General features: G+C 63.1%; 21 protein-coding genes. 11 read left to right on the top strand and 10 right to left on the bottom strand.

Annotated features, from left to right (window positions below; translation table 11 throughout):
* Nucleotides 1–50: 50 nt before the first annotated feature.
* Nucleotides 51–1820 carry an Ig-like domain-containing protein gene (locus tag IB265_RS05550; RefSeq protein WP_192494648.1) on the bottom strand — a complete coding sequence of 590 codons (1770 nt, stop codon included), beginning with the start codon at nucleotides 1818–1820 and terminating at the stop codon, nucleotides 51–53.
* Nucleotides 1821–2064: 244 nt separating this feature from the next.
* Between IB265_RS05550 and IB265_RS05545 the strand changes: the two genes are divergently transcribed.
* Entirely contained in the window at nucleotides 2065–2685 is a 621-nt protein-coding gene (locus tag IB265_RS05545; RefSeq protein ID WP_057252740.1) for a TIGR00730 family Rossman fold protein, read from the top strand.
* Between the two features lie 73 nt (nucleotides 2686–2758).
* Here IB265_RS05545 and rarD read toward each other — a convergent pair whose 3' ends face one another.
* The 8 genes from rarD to cysS all read right to left on the bottom strand — a co-directional run bounded on the left by rarD (nucleotide 2759) and on the right by cysS (nucleotide 9981).
* Complete coding sequence (gene rarD / locus IB265_RS05540; protein WP_057252741.1) at nucleotides 2759–3700, bottom strand: EamA family transporter RarD; 942 nt, start codon at nucleotides 3698–3700, stop codon at nucleotides 2759–2761.
* 314 nt (nucleotides 3701–4014) lie between these two features.
* Nucleotides 4015–5631, bottom strand: a complete 1617-nt coding sequence (gene cimA / locus IB265_RS05535; RefSeq protein WP_057252743.1) for a citramalate synthase — start codon at nucleotides 5629–5631, stop codon at nucleotides 4015–4017.
* 34 nt (nucleotides 5632–5665) lie between these two features.
* Complete coding sequence (gene pip / locus IB265_RS05530) at nucleotides 5666–6628, bottom strand: prolyl aminopeptidase (protein ID WP_057252745.1); 963 nt, start codon at nucleotides 6626–6628, stop codon at nucleotides 5666–5668.
* Nucleotides 6629–6630: 2 nt separating this feature from the next.
* Nucleotides 6631–7152, bottom strand: coding sequence for a GFA family protein (locus IB265_RS05525; protein ID WP_057252746.1), 522 nt, complete (start codon nucleotides 7150–7152; stop codon nucleotides 6631–6633).
* On the bottom strand, nucleotides 7125–7601 hold the full coding sequence (locus IB265_RS05520; protein ID WP_057252748.1) for a GFA family protein: 477 nt from the start codon (nucleotides 7599–7601) through the stop codon (nucleotides 7125–7127). Before IB265_RS05520 ends, IB265_RS05525 begins: the two co-directional genes overlap by 28 nt.
* Nucleotides 7598–8089 carry a GFA family protein gene (locus tag IB265_RS05515; RefSeq protein ID WP_057252749.1) on the bottom strand — a complete coding sequence of 164 codons (492 nt, stop codon included), beginning with the start codon at nucleotides 8087–8089 and terminating at the stop codon, nucleotides 7598–7600. The genes IB265_RS05520 and IB265_RS05515 overlap by 4 nt, the downstream gene beginning before the upstream one ends.
* Before the next feature lie 12 nt (nucleotides 8090–8101).
* The gene (locus IB265_RS05510; protein ID WP_057252751.1) at nucleotides 8102–8482 is read right to left on the bottom strand and encodes a VOC family protein; all 381 of its coding nucleotides are present in this window, start codon (nucleotides 8480–8482) and stop codon (nucleotides 8102–8104) included.
* Between the two features lie 107 nt (nucleotides 8483–8589).
* The gene (gene cysS, locus IB265_RS05505) at nucleotides 8590–9981 is read right to left on the bottom strand and encodes a cysteine--tRNA ligase (RefSeq protein ID WP_057252753.1); all 1392 of its coding nucleotides are present in this window, start codon (nucleotides 9979–9981) and stop codon (nucleotides 8590–8592) included.
* 413 nt (nucleotides 9982–10394) lie between these two features.
* Between cysS and IB265_RS05500 the strand changes: the two genes are divergently transcribed.
* Nucleotides 10395–10538, top strand: coding sequence for a hypothetical protein (locus IB265_RS05500; protein ID WP_176907119.1), 144 nt, complete (start codon nucleotides 10395–10397; stop codon nucleotides 10536–10538).
* A gap of 3 nt (nucleotides 10539–10541) precedes the next feature.
* Here the strand turns inward: IB265_RS05500 and IB265_RS05495 are convergent, their stop codons facing one another.
* A complete protein-coding gene (locus IB265_RS05495; RefSeq protein WP_192494647.1) occupies nucleotides 10542–11315 on the bottom strand; it encodes an SOS response-associated peptidase in 774 nt (257 codons plus the stop codon).
* Nucleotides 11316–11375: 60 nt separating this feature from the next.
* Between IB265_RS05495 and IB265_RS05490 the strand changes: the two genes are divergently transcribed.
* From IB265_RS05490 to IB265_RS05450, 9 genes are all read left to right on the top strand, one after another.
* Entirely contained in the window at nucleotides 11376–11837 is a 462-nt protein-coding gene (locus tag IB265_RS05490; RefSeq protein ID WP_057252757.1) for an NUDIX hydrolase, read from the top strand.
* On the top strand, nucleotides 11834–12280 hold the full coding sequence (locus IB265_RS05485) for a TIGR02301 family protein (protein WP_057252758.1): 447 nt from the start codon (nucleotides 11834–11836) through the stop codon (nucleotides 12278–12280). The genes IB265_RS05490 and IB265_RS05485 overlap by 4 nt, the downstream gene beginning before the upstream one ends.
* A 158-nt stretch (nucleotides 12281–12438) precedes the next feature.
* Nucleotides 12439–12708 carry a hypothetical protein gene (locus IB265_RS05480; RefSeq protein WP_093232155.1) on the top strand — a complete coding sequence of 90 codons (270 nt, stop codon included), beginning with the start codon at nucleotides 12439–12441 and terminating at the stop codon, nucleotides 12706–12708.
* 15 nt (nucleotides 12709–12723) lie between these two features.
* Complete coding sequence (locus tag IB265_RS05475) at nucleotides 12724–13515, top strand: hypothetical protein (RefSeq protein WP_057252759.1); 792 nt, start codon at nucleotides 12724–12726, stop codon at nucleotides 13513–13515.
* A gap of 202 nt (nucleotides 13516–13717) precedes the next feature.
* A complete protein-coding gene (locus IB265_RS05470; protein ID WP_057252761.1) occupies nucleotides 13718–14566 on the top strand; it encodes a folate-binding protein YgfZ in 849 nt (282 codons plus the stop codon).
* Nucleotides 14563–15171: a YfbR-like 5'-deoxynucleotidase gene (locus IB265_RS05465; RefSeq protein ID WP_057252762.1), complete on the top strand. Its 609-nt coding sequence runs from the start codon at nucleotides 14563–14565 to the stop codon at nucleotides 15169–15171. Before IB265_RS05470 ends, IB265_RS05465 begins: the two co-directional genes overlap by 4 nt.
* Before the next feature lies 1 nt (nucleotide 15172).
* Nucleotides 15173–15712, top strand: a complete 540-nt coding sequence (locus tag IB265_RS05460) for a tyrosine phosphatase family protein (RefSeq protein ID WP_057252763.1) — start codon at nucleotides 15173–15175, stop codon at nucleotides 15710–15712.
* Complete coding sequence (locus IB265_RS05455) at nucleotides 15654–16682, top strand: hypothetical protein (RefSeq protein WP_057252765.1); 1029 nt, start codon at nucleotides 15654–15656, stop codon at nucleotides 16680–16682. The genes IB265_RS05460 and IB265_RS05455 overlap by 59 nt, the downstream gene beginning before the upstream one ends.
* Before the next feature lie 149 nt (nucleotides 16683–16831).
* Nucleotides 16832–17077, top strand: a complete 246-nt coding sequence (locus IB265_RS05450; RefSeq protein ID WP_058320251.1) for a hypothetical protein — start codon at nucleotides 16832–16834, stop codon at nucleotides 17075–17077.
* The last annotated feature ends 75 nt before the right edge of the window (nucleotides 17078–17152 follow it).

Below are 17152 nucleotides of genomic sequence, written 5' to 3'. Positions count from 1 at the left end.
ATAGGCATCCATCGTCGCCGCCGCAATGTTGTTGGCGGGCGATCGACTGCCTATCGCTCGTGTTTCATGTGCTTTTTGTGAATCTCGCGCGATTCATCGTCCGGCAGCGCCTTATCCGGCACACCGAAAACCTGTCCCGGGCGAATGCGGTCCGGGTCTTCGATCTGGTCCTGGTTGGCCAGGTAGATCGTGGTGTATCGCAAGCCGGCACCATAGACGCGACGCGAAATCTGCCACAGCGTGTCGCCGCGACGGATGATCACGGAGGATTTGCTCTCCTTGAGCGGCTCCTGCTGGACCGTCTGAGGCTCTTCCTGCTGGGGAGCAGCCGCGGCAGTTTCAGTGCTTGGCGTCGTCGTGGCGTCGCTCGCCACTGCGCTGCCTGCACCCATCGCCTTCGCCAGTTCACCCTGCGCCGGGGCATTGCCCTTCGGCTGGGCCCGCGCGTCCGACGCCGGCGTCGCGCTGCCGCGCTCGGCCAGAACCGGACCAACGCTCGCGTCGACCTTGGCAAGCGCCGAAGCAACGCTCGGCGCATCCTGCGGCGCGGCCTTCAAGGCTGCCAGCGCATCGGCTGCCGCCTTCGACGCCCGTGCCGAGGCCGCGGCCAGCGCCTGATCGGAGTTGTCGGCGAGCCGGAAGTCGGCCAGCGACTTCAGAGCGATCTCCGTTGCGGAACGCGCTGCGGCGAGTTGCTCGCCTGTCGGGACCTTGCCATTGGCATAGAGCCCCTTCAACAGAGCCAGCGCCTTGCCTGCCTCGGCGCGTACGCCATCAAGACCGGCTGTCGCCGAGGGCGTGCCCGACGGCGCCACGGCGGCGACCTGCGAGCCTGCGGGGCGGTCGAAGGGAACCGAAGCGCGCATAGCGACCTTGGTGCCATCCTCGTTCAGCATATCGGCGCGGATGATGTGGCTGCCAACGGTCAACTCGATCTCGCCATCGACGACGAAATTGCCCTTGTCGTCGGCCTTCATTTCTCCGAGCAGCTTGTCATCCGCATAGACGCGCACCAGCGCACGCGGCCTGGCGCTGCCCGCGACGAACATCTTGCTTCCCTCGATCTCGACGGCACTCACCTGCAAGCCGGGAACACCGAGCGCCTTTGCCGGAGCCGAGGATGCGTCGCCGGTCGCGAGCGGCGTCTGCGTCGCAGTCGATGCGACCTCGGCCGGCTTGTTGTCGGTCCCTTGCTCGCTTTCGGCCTTGGCAGCTTCCGGCGTCGCGATCAGTCGGCTTGCCTCACCTGGCTTCGACACCATGGCGAGAAGTTGACCGGAGGGGTCCTTGGGAACCGAAACGGTCGCAACTTCCTCGGAACTCTTCACCGTGCCGTCCTCACCAGTACTGCGCAGCGTCAACTGATAGTCGCCAGCCGGCAGAGGCTTGTCGAAGACGGCCGCAAAGTCACCCGTCGCGCCGACATCGGCGGTACCGACAACGGTGTCGCCGCTCAGGATCTCGAGCTTCGAACCGGGCTCGGCGTGCCCAGCGATCACGGTCGATCCATCGGGCTCCACGCGCAGCACGTCGAAACCGGGCACGTCCGGATTTTCGGCGGGTGCGTTCGTCGGCGCAGCATTGGCTGTCTGTTCGGCCTCACCGGCCTTGGCGTCCAGCGGCTTCGCGGTTCCTTCGGTCGCCTGCGGGCCACCGGTGCCAGAAGCAGTCTCGTTCGATTGGCTCACGTTGCCTGCGGCCGGTTCGTCCGCCGGCTTCTTGCCGTCACCACGCAGGTTCGGTTGCACCACGAATACCATCAACGCTGTCGCTGCCACGAGGACAGTAATGGCCACCCAGCCGGCCTTATTTTTGATCATGCCACTCTCCACACGGAGCGGAGCAACGCTCCGCGCATGCCCACTCATCGGCCTGCGGTGCGGGCTTGCGCCATTCATTATAGCGCAACAGCAAGCAACTCGTCCGATTTCTTCAATCAATCCCTGAAATTGCTAGCGATTCGCGATTCGGCATACAAGCAGTCAAGGGCGCCGCAACCGCCGGAAACCCGGCTTTCCCCTCATTTTTCTTGACCCATGCTGCGCTGCAATGTTTTTTGGGGGCATGAGCACTGAGAAAAGCACGATTCGATCCATCTGTGTCTATTGCGGTTCACAGCCGGGACGCGACAACGCCTACATGGAAGCCGGCCGCGCACTTGGCCGCTCGATTGCCGATCACGGTCTTCGCCTGGTCTATGGCGGCGGCACGCGCGGCATCATGGGAGCCGTCGCCAGCGGCGTCCTTTCCAACGGCGGCGAAGTCACCGGGATCATCCCGGAATTCCTCATGGACAAGGAAGCCACCCGCCATTCGCTCGGCCAGCTGAACGAACTGATCGTCACTGCCGACATGCACGAGCGCAAACACACGATGTTCGAACGGGCCGACGCTTTCGTGGCGCTCCCGGGCGGCATCGGCACTCTGGAAGAGATCGTCGAGATCATGACCTGGGCGCAGCTTGGCCGTCACCGCAAGCCGATGGTCTTCGGTAACATCAACAACTTCTGGCGGCCGATGCTGGATCTGCTGCAGCACATGCGCGAGGAGGGTTTCGTACACACGGCGCACCTCGTGCAGCCGCTCGTCGTCAATGATGCGGTCGACATCGTTCCGACCATTCTTGCTGCTGCCAGTGGTGGCAACGGGCGCGAGGGCGAGGCTGAGATCATTTCCAGGCTTTGATCTTTTAATTTCCGGACAACAAAAAGGCGCGCTCACCGGCGCGCCTTTTTCGTTTTTGTCCCATTCGCTTGTGTTACTCGGCCGGACTCGCCTGCAATGCTGCGCGACGCGCACGGCTTTCGGCCAACATCGCGCCCGAATAGATCACCAGCGCCGCCCAGATCAGGCCGAAGGCAATGAGCTTCGCGGTGCCGAAGGGCTCGTGGAAGACGAAGACGGCGATCAGGAAGATCATCGTCGGGGCGATGTACTGCATGATGCCGATGGTCGACAGCCGCAGCAGCTTGGCGCCGTTGGCATAGATCATCAATGGAATGGCGGTGACGACGCCGCAGGACATCAGCCAGAGAACATCGGCCGTGCCTGTATCGCCGAAATGCCCCTGCCCGGTCGCCTCGAGCCAGATGATATAGCCGAGCGCCGGAACGCTGAGCAGCAACACCTCCAGGAAGAAGCCCTGGTTCGGACCGACCGGCAGCGTCTTGCGGAAGAAAGCATAGAAGCCCCAGGACAGGCAAAGGCCGATCGACACCCACGGCAGGCCGCCGGCATCGAAGGCGAGCACGGCGACGGCCGATGCCGCAAGCGCGATCGCAACCATCTGCGCCGGGTTCGGCTTTTCCTTCAGCAGCACCGCGCCGAGGAAGATCGAAAACAGCGGGTTGATATAGTAGCCGAGCGCCGTCTCGATCGCGCGGCCGGCGCCAATCGCCCAGACATAGATGCCCCAGTTGATGGTGATCAGCACGGCGGTCAACGCCGCCATGCGCAGCATGCGCGGCGAGCGCAGCGCCACCTTGATGTCATCGGTACGACCGAGCCAAAGCAGAACCAGACCCGCGAGCGGCACCGACCACACGATCCGGTGCGCCACCACTTCCGGCGCCGGAATGTGAGAGACGGCCTTCATGAAGAAGGGCAGAAAGCCCCAAAGCAGATAGGCGGTCAGCGCGAAGGCAAAGCCTCTCGCGGAATCGGTATTTTCGGCGGGTGCTTTCGCGTTCGGCTCAGCCATAACATCTTTTCCTGGTGTGTTTGGCGAAGCCGTGGTGGCAACGGGCCGCTCTCCGGTCGCTCCTGCGTGCGTCCTTAAATCGCATCCGATTTAAGGACAAAAACATGCAGCAATTCAAAGTGCTACAGCGACCTTTGCGTGTCGGATAAGACGCGCGGTGCTGAAGGGAAGGCGCGGCTTACCAACCGACAAAGCCTCCCACGGATGCGTCCTACTCCAACGCCCGGGAATGCACCAATTCATTTCCGTGAAGAGATGGTGAGTTTTGCTTATCATCCCACCGCAGCGGAGCCTGCCCTACCTCGCCGCCGACGTCATTCGGCGGCAATCAGGCCGACATGGTCGCGGTTCTTCAACAGCTTGAAGATGATGCTGTCCATCAGTGCCTGGAAGGATGCGTCGATGATGTTGTCGGAGACGCCCACCGTCCACCAGCGTGCGCCGGTCCCGTCAGTCGACTCGATCAGCACGCGCGTGATCGCCTCGGTGCCGCCATTGAGGATACGGACCTTATAGTCCGCCAGTTCGAGATCTTCGATTTCCGACTGGTACTTGCCGAGGTCCTTGCGCAGCGCGAGGTCAAGCGCATTGACCGGGCCATGGCCTTCGGCAACCGACATCATCGTCTCGCCGTCGACCACCACCTTCACCACCGCTTCCGATACGGTCTTCAGATGGCCGTTGGCGTCGAAGCGGCGCTCGACCATCACCCGGAAGCTTTCGACGTGGAAGAAATCCGGCACCGTGCCGAGGATGCGGCTTGCCAGCAGCGCGAAGCTCGCATCCGCCCCCTCATAGGCATAGCCGGTCGCTTCCCGTTCCTTGACGATGGCGATCAGCTTGTCGAGTTTCGGGTCGTCCTTGCTGACGACGATGCCGCGGCGCTTCAGCGCGTTGATGAAATTGGCCTTGCCGCCCTGATCGGAGACCATGACCTTGCGCAGGTTGCCGATGCTTTCCGGCGCGACGTGCTCATAGGTGCGCGGGTCCTTGAGCAGCGCCGAAGCATGGATGCCGGCTTTGGTGGCAAAGGCCGATGCGCCAACATAGGGCGCCTGCTGGTCCGGCGAGCGGTTCAACAGCTCGTCGAAAGAATGGGCGAGCTTCGTCAATTCCTGCAGGCGATCGGCATCGATCGCCGTTTCGAAGCGATTGGAATAGGTCTCCTTGAGCGCGAGCGTCGGGATCAGCGTGACGAGATTGGCGTTGCCGCAACGCTCGCCGATGCCGTTCAGCGTTCCCTGGATCTGGCGCACGCCGGCTTCCACCGCCGCCAGCGAGTTGGCGACCGCCTGGCCGGTGTCGTTGTGGGCATGAATGCCGAGATTGGCGCCCGGCACGCCGGCAGCGATCACAGCAGTGACGATCTCGCGCACCTCCGGCGGCTGCGTGCCGCCATTGGTGTCGCAGAGCACAACCCAGCGGGCGCCGGCTTCAAAAGCGGTCTTCGCGCAGGCGAGCGCGTAAGCCGGGTTGGCCTTGTAGCCATCGAAGAAATGCTCGCAGTCGACCATCGCCTCACGACCGGAGGCGACCACCGCCTCGACAGAAGCGCGGATGTTGTCGAGGTTTTCCTCGTTCGTGCAGCCGAGGGCGACCTCGACATGATAGTCCCAGCTCTTGGCTACCAGACAGATGGCGTCGCTTTTTGCGGCAAGCAGGGCCGCGAGGCCCGGATCATTCGACGCCGAAACCCCGGCGCGCTTGGTCATGCCGAAGGCGACGAAAGATGCCCTCTGCGTGCGCTTGCGCGTGAAAAACTCGGTATCGGTCGGGTTCGCGCCGGGATAGCCGCCCTCGATGTAGTCCATGCCGAACGCGTCGAGCAGACCCGCAATCGCAATCTTGTCCTCGACCGAAAAGTCGATGCCGGGCGTCTGCTGCCCGTCCCGTAGCGTCGTGTCGAAGAGGTAGATGCGTTCCCTGGTCATGGCTAATCGTCCAAATGCTCGGTTCTTGCTGGTCTTACTCGGTCTTGCCTGCGTATCGGTCCGTCGCCCGGATCAGCCGGTCGAGAATGCCGGGCTCGGAATAGGCGTGCCCTGCCCCTTCGATCAGATGGAGCTCGGACCCCGGCCAGGCCTTGTGCAACTGCCAGGCGTACTTCGCCGGGCACGGCATGTCGTAGCGCCCGTGGATGACGACGCCGGGAATTCCGCGAAGCCGGTGAACATCCCGCAACAATTGGCCGTCGTCCATCCAGCCGGCATTGACGAAGAAGTGGTTTTCGATGCGCGCGAAGGCATCGGCATATTCGTCGTCGGCGAAAGGTGCGCTCGTCGACAGTTCCGGCAGCAGCGTAATCGTCTCGCCTTCCCAGATGCTCCAGGCCTTGGCGGCGGCAAGACGCGTCGCCTTGTCGTCGCTCATCAGGCGGCGGTGGTAGGCGTGCATCATCTCGTGCCGTTCGTCTTCCGGGATCGGCGCGATGAACCGCTCCCATTTGTCCGGGAACATCTCCGAGACGCCGAACTGATAGTACCAGTCGAGCTCGGCCTTCGTCAGCGTGTAGATGCCGCGCAGCACGAGTTCCGAAACCCGCTCCGGGTGCTTCTCGGCATAGGCGAGCGCCAGCGTCGATCCCCAGGAGCCGCCGAAGACCAACCACTTGGCGACCCCAGCCTGTGCGCGCAGCCGCTCGATATCGGCGACGAGATGCCATGTGGTGTTGGCCTCGATCTTCGCGTGCGGAGTCGACTTGCCGCAGCCGCGCTGGTCGAACAAAGTCACATCATAGAGCGCCGGATCGAACAGGCGACGATGGTTGGCAGAAATCGTGCCGCCCGGTCCGCCATGCAGGAAGACGGCAGGCTTGGCGCCTGGCGTGCCGACCTTTTCCCAATAGATCACGTGACCGTCGCCGACATCGAGGTGGCCCGATGCATAGGGTTCGATTTCCGGGTAGAGCGTACGCAGTACAGTCGTCATTTTCAGTCTTTCGTCAGCGGCCAGTGCACGGTGTCGTAGTCCGGGTGCTGGCGGTTCGTTTCGAGTATGATCAGATGGCGGGTGGCGGACACCTCGCTGCCGTCATCCGTCTCTTTTTCGGGCAGTCTGGCGAGCCGCGAAAACCACAGCACGCGCGACTCGACGCCGGCCTGATAGACGGGCAACACGTCATCCGGATCGTCGAGCGAACCGAGCGTGATATTGATGAAATCCGCATCCGGCATGTCATAGAACAGCGGCGTGCCGCAGTCGCTGCAGAAGCCGCGTCGAACCAGATGCGACGAGCGGAACCAGGACGGCTGGCCGCGGGTAATATCGAAACTGTCGCGCGCGACATTCGCCAGCGGCATGAAGTAGTTGCCGGCCGCCTTCTGGCACATGCGGCAATGACAGATATGCGGATCCGCGAGCGTGCCTTCGGCACGGTAGCGGACGGCGCCGCATTGGCATCCACCGGTATAGATGCGGGCGATGGTCACCGGAATGCCCCCGAAGGGTGCCATTGCTCGGTCTCGTGATCCGGGTGCTGGAAGGAGATGATGCTCTCCTGCCGCGCGTAGAAGTCCTGATCCTCCAGCACCGGCTGCTCGAAGATGGTATCGACCCAGGGCAGCCGCGACGCGTGATTGACCTGGATTTTCGGCGCGAGATCGGTGCGATCGTCAAAGGTGCCGATGGCGATCTCGAGGCCGCCGGGGTGCCGGTAGGTCATCGGCGTGCCGCATTTCGGGCAGAAGCCGCGATCGATGTTGACCGAGGACTGGAAATAGCTCGGCTCATCCCGCGCCCATTCGACGCCGTCCTTCGGCGCCGTCACCAGCGCCGAGAAGAACGAGCCGAACTGCTTCTGGCACATGCGGCAATGGCAGATCGACGGACGGCCAAGCTGCCCCCGGATACGGAAACGGACTGCGCCGCACTGGCATCCGCCTGTTCGAACGTTTTCGCTCATCGTCTTTCCTCCGGGGGCCAGGTTTCGGTGTCGTGGTCGGGATGCTGGTAGGAAACGAGATTGGTCAGGAATTCGATCGCGTCCGGATCTTCCATCGTCTGAACGCCCGGCAGATCGGCCACGTGATCGACATAGGGCAGCTTGCCCTCGATGCCCCACTGGATGGTGGGCACGATGCCTTGCGGCTCGTCGAAGGTGGCGATGGCGAGCGCCATGCCATCCGGTGCCTCGTAGGTCAGCGGCGTGCCGCAATCGGCGCAGAAGCCGCGTCGCGCGGCGTTTGACGACTGAAAGCGCTTCGGCTCGCCGCGCGTCCAGGTCACATGGGCGCCGCGAACGGAAACCAAGGGCATATAGAAGTTGCCGCTCGCCTTCTGGCACATGCGGCAATGACAGACGGATGCGTCACCAAGTTTGCCCTCGACGCGGAAGCGGACCGCGCCGCACTGACAGCCTCCGGTATAATAGGGCCTGTTGTCGAGACTCATCGCAACCCCTCCTCAAGCCGGCGCGTGGCAGACGGCTTCGATGTTGTTGCCGTCGGGATCGAGTACGAAGGCCCCGTAGTAGTCGGGGTGATAGTGTGGCCGAAGCCCGGGCTTGCCGTTGTCGCGCCCGCCGGCGGCCATTGCCGCTTCGTAGAAGCCGTCGACTTCGGCGCGGCTTCTTGCCGAAAACGCATAGTGCCGTCCCGGACCGGTGGTCGCCTCATGCAACCAGAAGACCGGCCGTTCGCGGCCATAGCCGCCAACCTTGACGCCGCCGGTATGTTCCACCGGCACCATCATCAGCAGCGAGGCGCCGAGCGGAGCGAGGGCCTTGTCGTAGAACGACCGCGCCCGGTCGAAATCCGAGACGGGAATGCCCGTGTGGTCGATCATCGCACGAACTCCTCTTTCATGCATGCTCTCCGCGTTTCCGCCGTTCCTGGAGGCATTGTCCGATCCCGCTCAAAGGGATCGGACAAAACTCGCCGCCGGGCTCGCGATCACCGTTTGATGTCCCAGGTCGTCACACGCTCGCCGGTTGCCGCATCCTTGCCATCCTTGAGCTGGATGCCCTGGGCGAGAAGATCGTCGCGGATCTTGTCGGCCTCGGCGAAATTCTTCGCCTTCAGCAGTTCCAGGCGGGCGCGGACACGGCCGTCGATGTCGCGTACCACGCCCTCGTCGAGTTCGACCGCCTCAGGCACAACGCCGATCAGCGCAGCACTGGCGGCGAAGGTGCCGAGCAGCTTCGGATCGGCCGCCGCCTTCTGGGCGAGCGCATGGAGCGCCTGAACCGCAGCGACGGTGTTGAGGTCGTCGGCGAGCGCCGCCACGACGGGCGGATCGGCCTCGCCCTTCGCCTCGCCCGGCACAGGCCATTTCGAAAGCAGGTGCTCGGCTTCCTCCAGCCGCTTCACCGAGAAATCGATCGGTTCGCGGTAATGCGTCATCAGCATGGCAAGCCTCAGCACGTCGCCCGGCCACTGGCGACCGGCAAACTTCTCCGTGTGCAGCAATTCGTAGATGGTGACGAAGTTGCCCTCGGACTTCGACATCTTGCGGCCTTCGACCTGCAGGAAGCCGTTGTGCATCCAGACATTCGCCATCACTTGCGTGCCGTGGGCGCAACGGGACTGGGCGATCTCGTTTTCATGATGCGGGAAGATCAGGTCGAGCCCGCCGCCATGAATGTCGAAGACCTCGCCGAGATAACGTTTGCTCATCGCCGAGCACTCGATATGCCAGCCCGGACGGCCCCTGCCCCACGGACTGTCCCAGCCCGGCTCGTTGTCGGCCGAAAGCTTCCACAGCACGAAATCGCCGGGATTTTTCTTGTGCACTTCCACGGCAATGCGGGCGCCGGCCTGCTGTTCGTCGAGGTTGCGCTTTGAAAGCTGACCGTAGTCGGCCATCGACTTGGTATCGAACAGCACCTCGCCGCCCGCCTGATAGGCATGCGCCTTGGCAAGCAGCTTTTCGATGATATCGATCATCTGCGCGATGTTGTCGGTCGCCCTCGGCTGCACGTCGGGATCGAGGCAGCCGAGCGATTTGGCGTCCGCCAGAAACTGCGTTTCGGTCTTCTCTGTCACCCGCCGGATCGCTTCATTGAGCGGCAGGGTCGGATAGTCGCGCAGCGCCCGCGCGTTGATCTTGTCGTCGACGTCGGTGATGTTGCGGGCATAGGTCACGTGCTCCGCGCCATAGACGTGGCGCAGCAGCCGGAAAAGCACATCGAAGACAATCACCGGCCGGGCATTGCCGATATGGGCATAATCATAGACCGTCGGGCCGCAGACATACATGCGGACGTTGTCGGGATCGATCGGCCGGAACTCGACCTTCTCCCGCGTCAGCGTGTTGTACAGCTTTAGTGTCGGCGCTCCGCCCATTCCCAATCTCCATATGCATACGACCGTCGAAACACGGCGCCCGGGCGGCCCGCGCGTTTGTCATCTTGGATTTTAGGAGACGAAAACGGCCAGGCCAGCGGGACGCTAGCGAATAATCTTCCGGCAGATAATGCAGATAACCGTTTTCATAGGCTCACTTATCGCGCGTCGCCTGTGCTCGGTCAAGAGGTCAGCCGCATGCAAGCACAGTAAGCTATCGAAAGGGAAACGGCGGCCATGGATTTGTCATGATTGGGCTTATCTGAGAGCGCCACGCGGAAAACAGATTCGCGGTGTAGTTGGTTCTGCACCACGGTTCCTGTCTCCGGAGAACAGGGAGGAGCGTCGTTTTCGCGCTGAATGACGAGAACGGCATGTATCCGGTTCAGGTAAGCATCAAGGAGTGAGTGCAAGTGAAAGCCGCAAAGACCAAAGACGTCGCCAAATCCGCAAATCTCATCGAACAGTATCGCCCGCTCGGCCTGAAGGCCGTACTCGCCGCCGCGCTGCAGGCAAAGGTGAAGCCTGCGACCAAGCTGACCAAGCGGCCCGCCTGACCCTCAGAACAGGGACATCTGTGCGTTAGCCGGTTCGGCCGGTTTGCTCTCGGGTCGAGCGTCCGGCGCGACCTTGGGCGTCACCGCCTCCTGAATGTCAGGGCCGGCATTGGCAACCTTGTTGACTTTGTCGGAAACGGGGATCGCCTCGAAGTAATCCTCCGCCACGGGGCCGAAGAGATCGACAATCTCGCGCGGCTCCTGCGTCTTGCAGTCCAGCCAGCGGGCGAAATCCTCGGGCTTAATGACGACGGGCATACGGTCGTGGATCTGCCGGATCGAGGCATTGGCCGCCGTCGTCAGGATGGCGGCGGTGTCGACTTCCGAGCCATCGGCCGACGACCAGGTCTCCATCAGACCGGCGAAGGCAACGATCCCGCCCTTGCGCGGGCGCACCCAATAGGCTTGCGACGGCTCGCGGCTGCCTTTCGGCGGCCGGCGCCACTCGTAGAAGCCGGAGGCCGGCACCAGCACGCGCCGGTGTCGCATGGCCGCCCGGAACGATGCCTTTTCAATCGCCGATTCGGCGCGGACATTGATCAGCAGCGGAAAGTCACGCGGGTCCTTGACCCACCCGGGCATGAACCCCCAGCGCACGAGGACCGCCTTGCGTTCCGGAAGATTGCTGCCGGGCTGAGCCCGTTCGCCGGAAACGACGACCATGATCGGCTGGGTGGGCGCTATGTTGAAGCGCGCCGGAAAGTCTTCGCTTTCCAGCAGCGCAAATAATTCCAACAATTCTTCCGGCGTCGCCGTCAACGCAAAACGTCCGCACATGACACGGATGTGGCACTTCACGTAGGATGGGTCAACGTTACTGAGGCAATTTGATTCCCGATGTCGACCAAGCCTGAACTCGCCTCCTCGGTCATTCTCGAACGCGACGGCCGCTACCTGCTCGTGAGGCGGGCCAACCCGCCGTCGGCCGACATGTACGCCTTTCCCGGTGGACGGGCGGAGCCCGGAGAGACGCCGGCTGAAACTGCGCTTCGCGAATTGTTGGAAGAGACCGGCATAGAGGCCCGCAATCCCGTGCTGTTCGAAACCTACGACCTGCCCGGCAAGGAATCGGAAGGACGGCATTTCCTGCTTTCTGTCTTCCGAGCCGACGCGGGTGGCGACGCGGTAGCCGTTGCCAGCGACGACGCCGCCGGTCTTGGCTGGTTCACGCCGGCCGAAATCTTTGCCTTGCCGATCCCGGACAGCGTGCGCGAATGCGTGGAAAGGCTCGCGGAGATCGACACGGAATCCGGCCGCGGCCTTGAAACCGCCGTCAATTCCGGCTTGGTGGAGCCATGATCACTGCCCCGATCCTTGCGCGGCTTGCCCTGGCCGGCCTCGCGCTGACAGCCGCCACCGGTGCGGCGGCGCAAAAAACGCCGACGAAAGAGACGGCAACCACCGAGGCTGCAGCCCCTGCCGTCGTGGAGGAGAAACCCACACCCTACGACCAAAGGTTGATCCGGCTTTCCGAAATCATCGGCTCCGTTCACTATCTCAGGAACCTTTGCGTCAAGGAGCCGGAGGATGTCTGGCGTCGTTCGATGCAGGAACTGATCGACAAGGAAACGGCCGACGAGATCAAACGACGCGAAAGGATGACCGCCGCCTTCAACCGTGGGTATCGCACCTTTGCCTCTGTTTATACGACCTGCACGGGACCGGCGATCGTCGCCGAGCAGCGATACCGTGCCGAAGGCGCAACACTTGCGTCAGAAATCGTCGCCCGCTTTGGAAATTAGCAATAAATTAACCTCTTTTCTCACGACCCCGTGTCGTTTCGGGAAAAGGCTGCTAAGTTCGTTAAGAGAGTGGTAAGAAGTGGCGAGTCCGTCACAGCCGTTCAGTTGGAGTTCAGCCGGACGGCCAAAGAATGAACCGCTTGCACAATGGAAGTCGCATGGAACGAATGATGGAACCAAGCCTGACCGACATCGATGACATGATCGTCCACGAGAAAATGCAGGCTGCGCTGGAACACCAGAGCGAGGCCTGGGCGGATGGCATGGCTGATGGTATCGAGCCGGAAATCATCGCCGATGCGGCCATCGCGCTCGCCATGCGGGAAACCGTTCGGCTTCATGGCGAAGACGGTGCGGAAGCGATGCTCAATTCGCTTCGCGAACGCGTCCTCGCCGGCGAATTTTCGCCCCAGCGCACGCTTCAGTAATATCAGGACTGCCCGATGATTCGGAATCTTGCAAACCGGACCCTTCCGGTTCGCCTCGCCACGCTGCTTTTGGCCGGTGTCGCCTTGAGCACCCCGGCAGCGTTCTCCCCGGCCTTTGCTCTCAGCGAATTGCAGGGCGCGCCGCAACCCGTTCCCACCGAACAGCCCGCTACCGGCGACCAGAAGGCGGCGCCGCCTGTGGCCGAACCTGTCGCGGAGGAGCCGGAAGAAGAAGAGAAGCTTCCGCTCGAAATCCCGATGCCCGATCCGCTGATCAACAAGTCAGCGACGGCCACCAAGGACGAGGCCCCCGCGGCCGAAGAGCCTGAGACGGCCGGGCCTGTCGAGGTTCTGACAGACGTTTCCAAGATTCCGGCGCCTGTTGCCCGGATGCGTGAACTGATCGTCGAAGCGGCGGCTTCCGGCGATATCGAGCGCCTGCGCCCGTTGCTCGGCAAGGGCCCGACCCAAACCCAGGTCACCGGCGTCACCGGCGACGAGGACCCGGTCGCGATTCTCAAGGGACTTTCGGGCGATCAAGAGGGTGTCGAAATCCTGGCAATCCTGCTCGACGTTCTATCGACCGGTTTCGTGCTGGTGGACAAGGGCACGCCGCAGGAGGCCTATGTCTGGCCCTATTTCGCCGAGAAGAAGCTCTCGACGCTCACGGCACCGGAAAAGGTCGATCTGTTCCGCCTGGTCACCGCAGGGGACTTTGCAGACATGGAAGAGTTCGGCAGCTACAACTTCTACCGCGTCGGCATCATGCCGGACGGAAAGTGGAAATTCTTCATCGCCGGCGACTGACCGCGGGCGACCGAGCTTGCCGATCCTCTCCGAACATCCTACCTCTTCGCCAAGAGATCACGATGGTACCAGGTCGAGTCGACCCGGATCGCGACGTGATCGGTGTTTGTTGTACGCATTTCCGGGCACAAAACCGTTACATACTTTTGCTGGAAATGCTCTAGGTTGAGCGGGTTCCCACCCGCCGAGCAGGATTCGAACGATGCCCAGAGTTCGCCTCGACGACCGCGCGATTGTCGCCGTCTCCGGCAAGGACGCCGAAGATCTCCTCCAGGGATTGATCACCACCGACCTCGATGCGCTGGCGCCCGATGAATCGCGTCCCGGCGCCTTGCTGACGCCGCAGGGCAAGATCCTGTTCGACTTCATGATCTCCCGTGACGGCGACGGCCTTAGGCTGGAGACCGCGCGCGACCAGGCGGAAGCACTGCTGAAGCGCCTGACGATGTACAAGCTTCGCTCGGCGGTCGACCTTTCGATCGATGCGTCCGCGGTCGTCACCGTGATATTTGACGAGGCCCCGCCTGAGGGGGCTTATCGGGATCACCGCTTCGAGAAAGCCGGCGTCGCACTCTTCCGCGCCTATGGCGATGCAGCCGGCGACACGGCGGGTGTCGACGAACTCGAGCGGCTTCGAATCGCAGCGGGCGTCGCGCGTGCCGGCACTGATTATGTGGCGCAGGATGCTTTTCCGCATGATGTTCTCCTCGACAAGAACGGCGGCCTTTCCTTCAAGAAGGGATGCTACGTCGGCCAGGAAGTGGTGTCGCGGATGCAGCACCGCGGCATGCCGCGCCGCCGGGTCGTGATCGTCTCTGCGCAGACCGCGCTTCCCCCGACGGGAACGACGATTACTGCGAACGATAAGTCCATCGGCACGCTGGGTACGGTTCAAGGCAAGTCGGCACTCGCGATTGTGCGCATCGACAAGGCCGGCGAAGCCATGGCGAACGATGTCCAGTTGCTTGCCGGTGACGTACCGGTGACCATGGTCCTGCCCGAATGGACCGGGCTCACCTTCCCGACGAGCGCCGACGAGGCAAGCGCGTGACGTCGACTCGCGCCTGGCAACGCATGCTCTCCGGCCGCCGGCTGGACCTGCTCGATCCGTCGCCGCTCGACGTCGAAATCGGCGACATCGCCCATGGGCTCGCGCGCGTTGCCCGCTGGAACGGCCAGACGGCCGGCGACCACGCCTTCTCGGTGGCGCAGCACAGCCTGATGGTCGAGGACATCTTTCGCCGCAGCAACAAATGCAGCACCGACGACTGCCTGCTGGCCCTGCTGCATGACGCGCCGGAATATGTGATCGGTGACATGATCTCGCCGTTCAAGGCCGTGGTCGGCGGCGGCTACAAGTCGGTGGAAAAGCGGCTGGAAAGCGCCATTCACCTGCGCTTCGGCCTGCCAGCGCAATGCTCCAAGGAATTGAAGGATCGCATCAAGAAGGCCGACCACGTCGCCGCCTATTTCGAAGCGACCGTGCTTGCGGGCTTCTCGGTCGAAGAGGCGCGCAAGTTCTTCGGCCAGCCACGCGGCATTACCCGCGAAACGCTGCTGATCGATCCTTTGCCGGCCGTCGAAGCGCAGCGGCTGTTCACGGAACGGTTCCAGGTTCTGGAAGCAGAGCGCCTGCCGGCGCGCGCGGAAATCTGACATGCCGGAGATCGTCGTTTCGCCACTCGCCCGCATCGCCGAAATGGCCGTTCGCCATGGCTGCACCGAGATGATCAGCCTTGTCGCCAAGGGCCAGGACTTTCATCGCCCCGGGGTCATCGCCAAGGCGCGGCACCTGACGCTCGGCATGAACGACATCACCTTTGCCGGCACCGGCGACCTCATCGCGCCGCAGGAAGAGCATGTCCGGCAGATCGTCGCCTTTGCGCGCGAATGGGATCGCGCGCGGCCGTTGCTCGTCCATTGCTGGATGGGCGTTTCGCGTTCGCCGGCAGCGGCGCTTATCGCGGCCCTTGCCGCCGAGCCGGACCAGGATGACGCAGAATTGGTTCAGCGCCTGCGGCGCGCCTCGCCCTTCGCAACGCCAAACAGCCGGCTTATCGAGATCGGTGATACGGTGCTCCAGCGTAACGGGCGGCTCATGGCCGCCGTGCGCGGGATCGGCCGAGGTGCGGACACCGATGGTAACGCACCCTTTGTCCTGCCGCTCCTTGCCGAGGGGGCAGCCGTTGCCGACTGAAACGCAGCCGACGACGGTCGAAATCGGCCTCAATGCGGCGATCGTCGCCGTCGTCCAGCGCAGTCCTCGGATCCTTGCCGTCAGCGAAACCGACGGCGACGCGCGAGACAGCCTGCCCTTCGGCCCCTTTGATCCGGCGCTGCATCGGACCTTTGAGACGAGCCTGCGCGATCGCGTCGAAAAGCGTACGGCGCTGAAACTCGGCTATATCGAACAGCTCTACACCTTCGGTGATCGCGGCCGGCAGCGGCTTCCGGGCGAAGAAGGCAAACACATGGTCTCGGTCGGCTATCTGGCGCTAACCAGGACCGACGCCGAAAACACCGAGCGGCTCGCCGAAGCCGGCGCGCACTGGCGCGACTGGTACGGCTACCTGCCTTGGGAAGACTGGCGGCAGGGCCGCCCACCGGTCCTCGATCAGGCGATCCTGCCGGGGCTTGCCCGCTGGGAGACTGGCGCCACCGGCGAAGAACAGGCCGCCCGGATCGCCCGCCGCCGGGCACGCATTCGCCTGGCATTTGGTCTCGACGATTTTCCCTGGGACGAGGAGCGGGTGCTGGAGCGCTACGAGCTGCTCTACGAGGCCGGGCTCGTGCCCGAAGCTGTGCTCGACGGCCACGGCAACGGCCACGACGTTCTGACCGTCGGACAGGCCATGCGCCATGACCATCGCCGCATCGTCGCGACAGCGATCGCGAGGTTGCGCGGCAAGCTCAAATATCGCCCTGTCGTCTTCGAACTGATGCCGCCGGAGTTCACGCTGACCGACCTGCAGGCGACCGTCGAAGCGATCTCCGGCCGTCACCTGCACAAGCAGAATTTCCGCCGCCTCGTCGAAGGTGCGGAGCTGGTGGAACCGACAGGCATGACACTGTCTTCGACCGGTGGGCGCCCGGCCGCCCTCTTCCGCTTCCGCCGCCAGATCCTCGACGAGCGCCCTGCCCCGGGCCTCAAGGTTGGCGGGCGATGATTGCGGATGCCGGCCGCGGAAAATCGGCGCTACGTCTAACAGATCGCGAAAATCGCACTACATTCTAGGCCATGACGCGGGTACAGGACGCGTCCATCGCGGTGCGAATGGGTCCAGCTTCCGCGCTGCTCATGACGGAGGTGACAACCATGCTGCTCGCACTGACCCTGCTGACGTCGCTGCTCGGCACCTCGCCCCAGTCGGGTATCGACGAGAAGCCGAAGATGCCCGACTACTTCAAGAACCAGCAGGGCGGCGGCATGCAGCCGCAGACCACGATCTGCAATCTCAACAGCCAGGATTCGAACGGGCAGTTCAAGACCTGCCGCTACGATTGCGGCACGCAGATCACCGTCGGCGAGCGCTTCGCCTGCCCGTTCATCATGCAGCGATAACGCTACTGGGTGTCTCCTTAAATCGACCTCGATTTAAGGTCCAAGACATGCAGAAAATCAAAGTGCTACAGCGAC

It is taken from the genome of Ensifer sp. ENS10, from assembly GCF_014852025.1.
Lineage (GTDB): Bacteria > Pseudomonadota > Alphaproteobacteria > Rhizobiales > Rhizobiaceae > Ensifer.
This window is presented reverse-complemented; position numbering and strand designations above follow the sequence as displayed.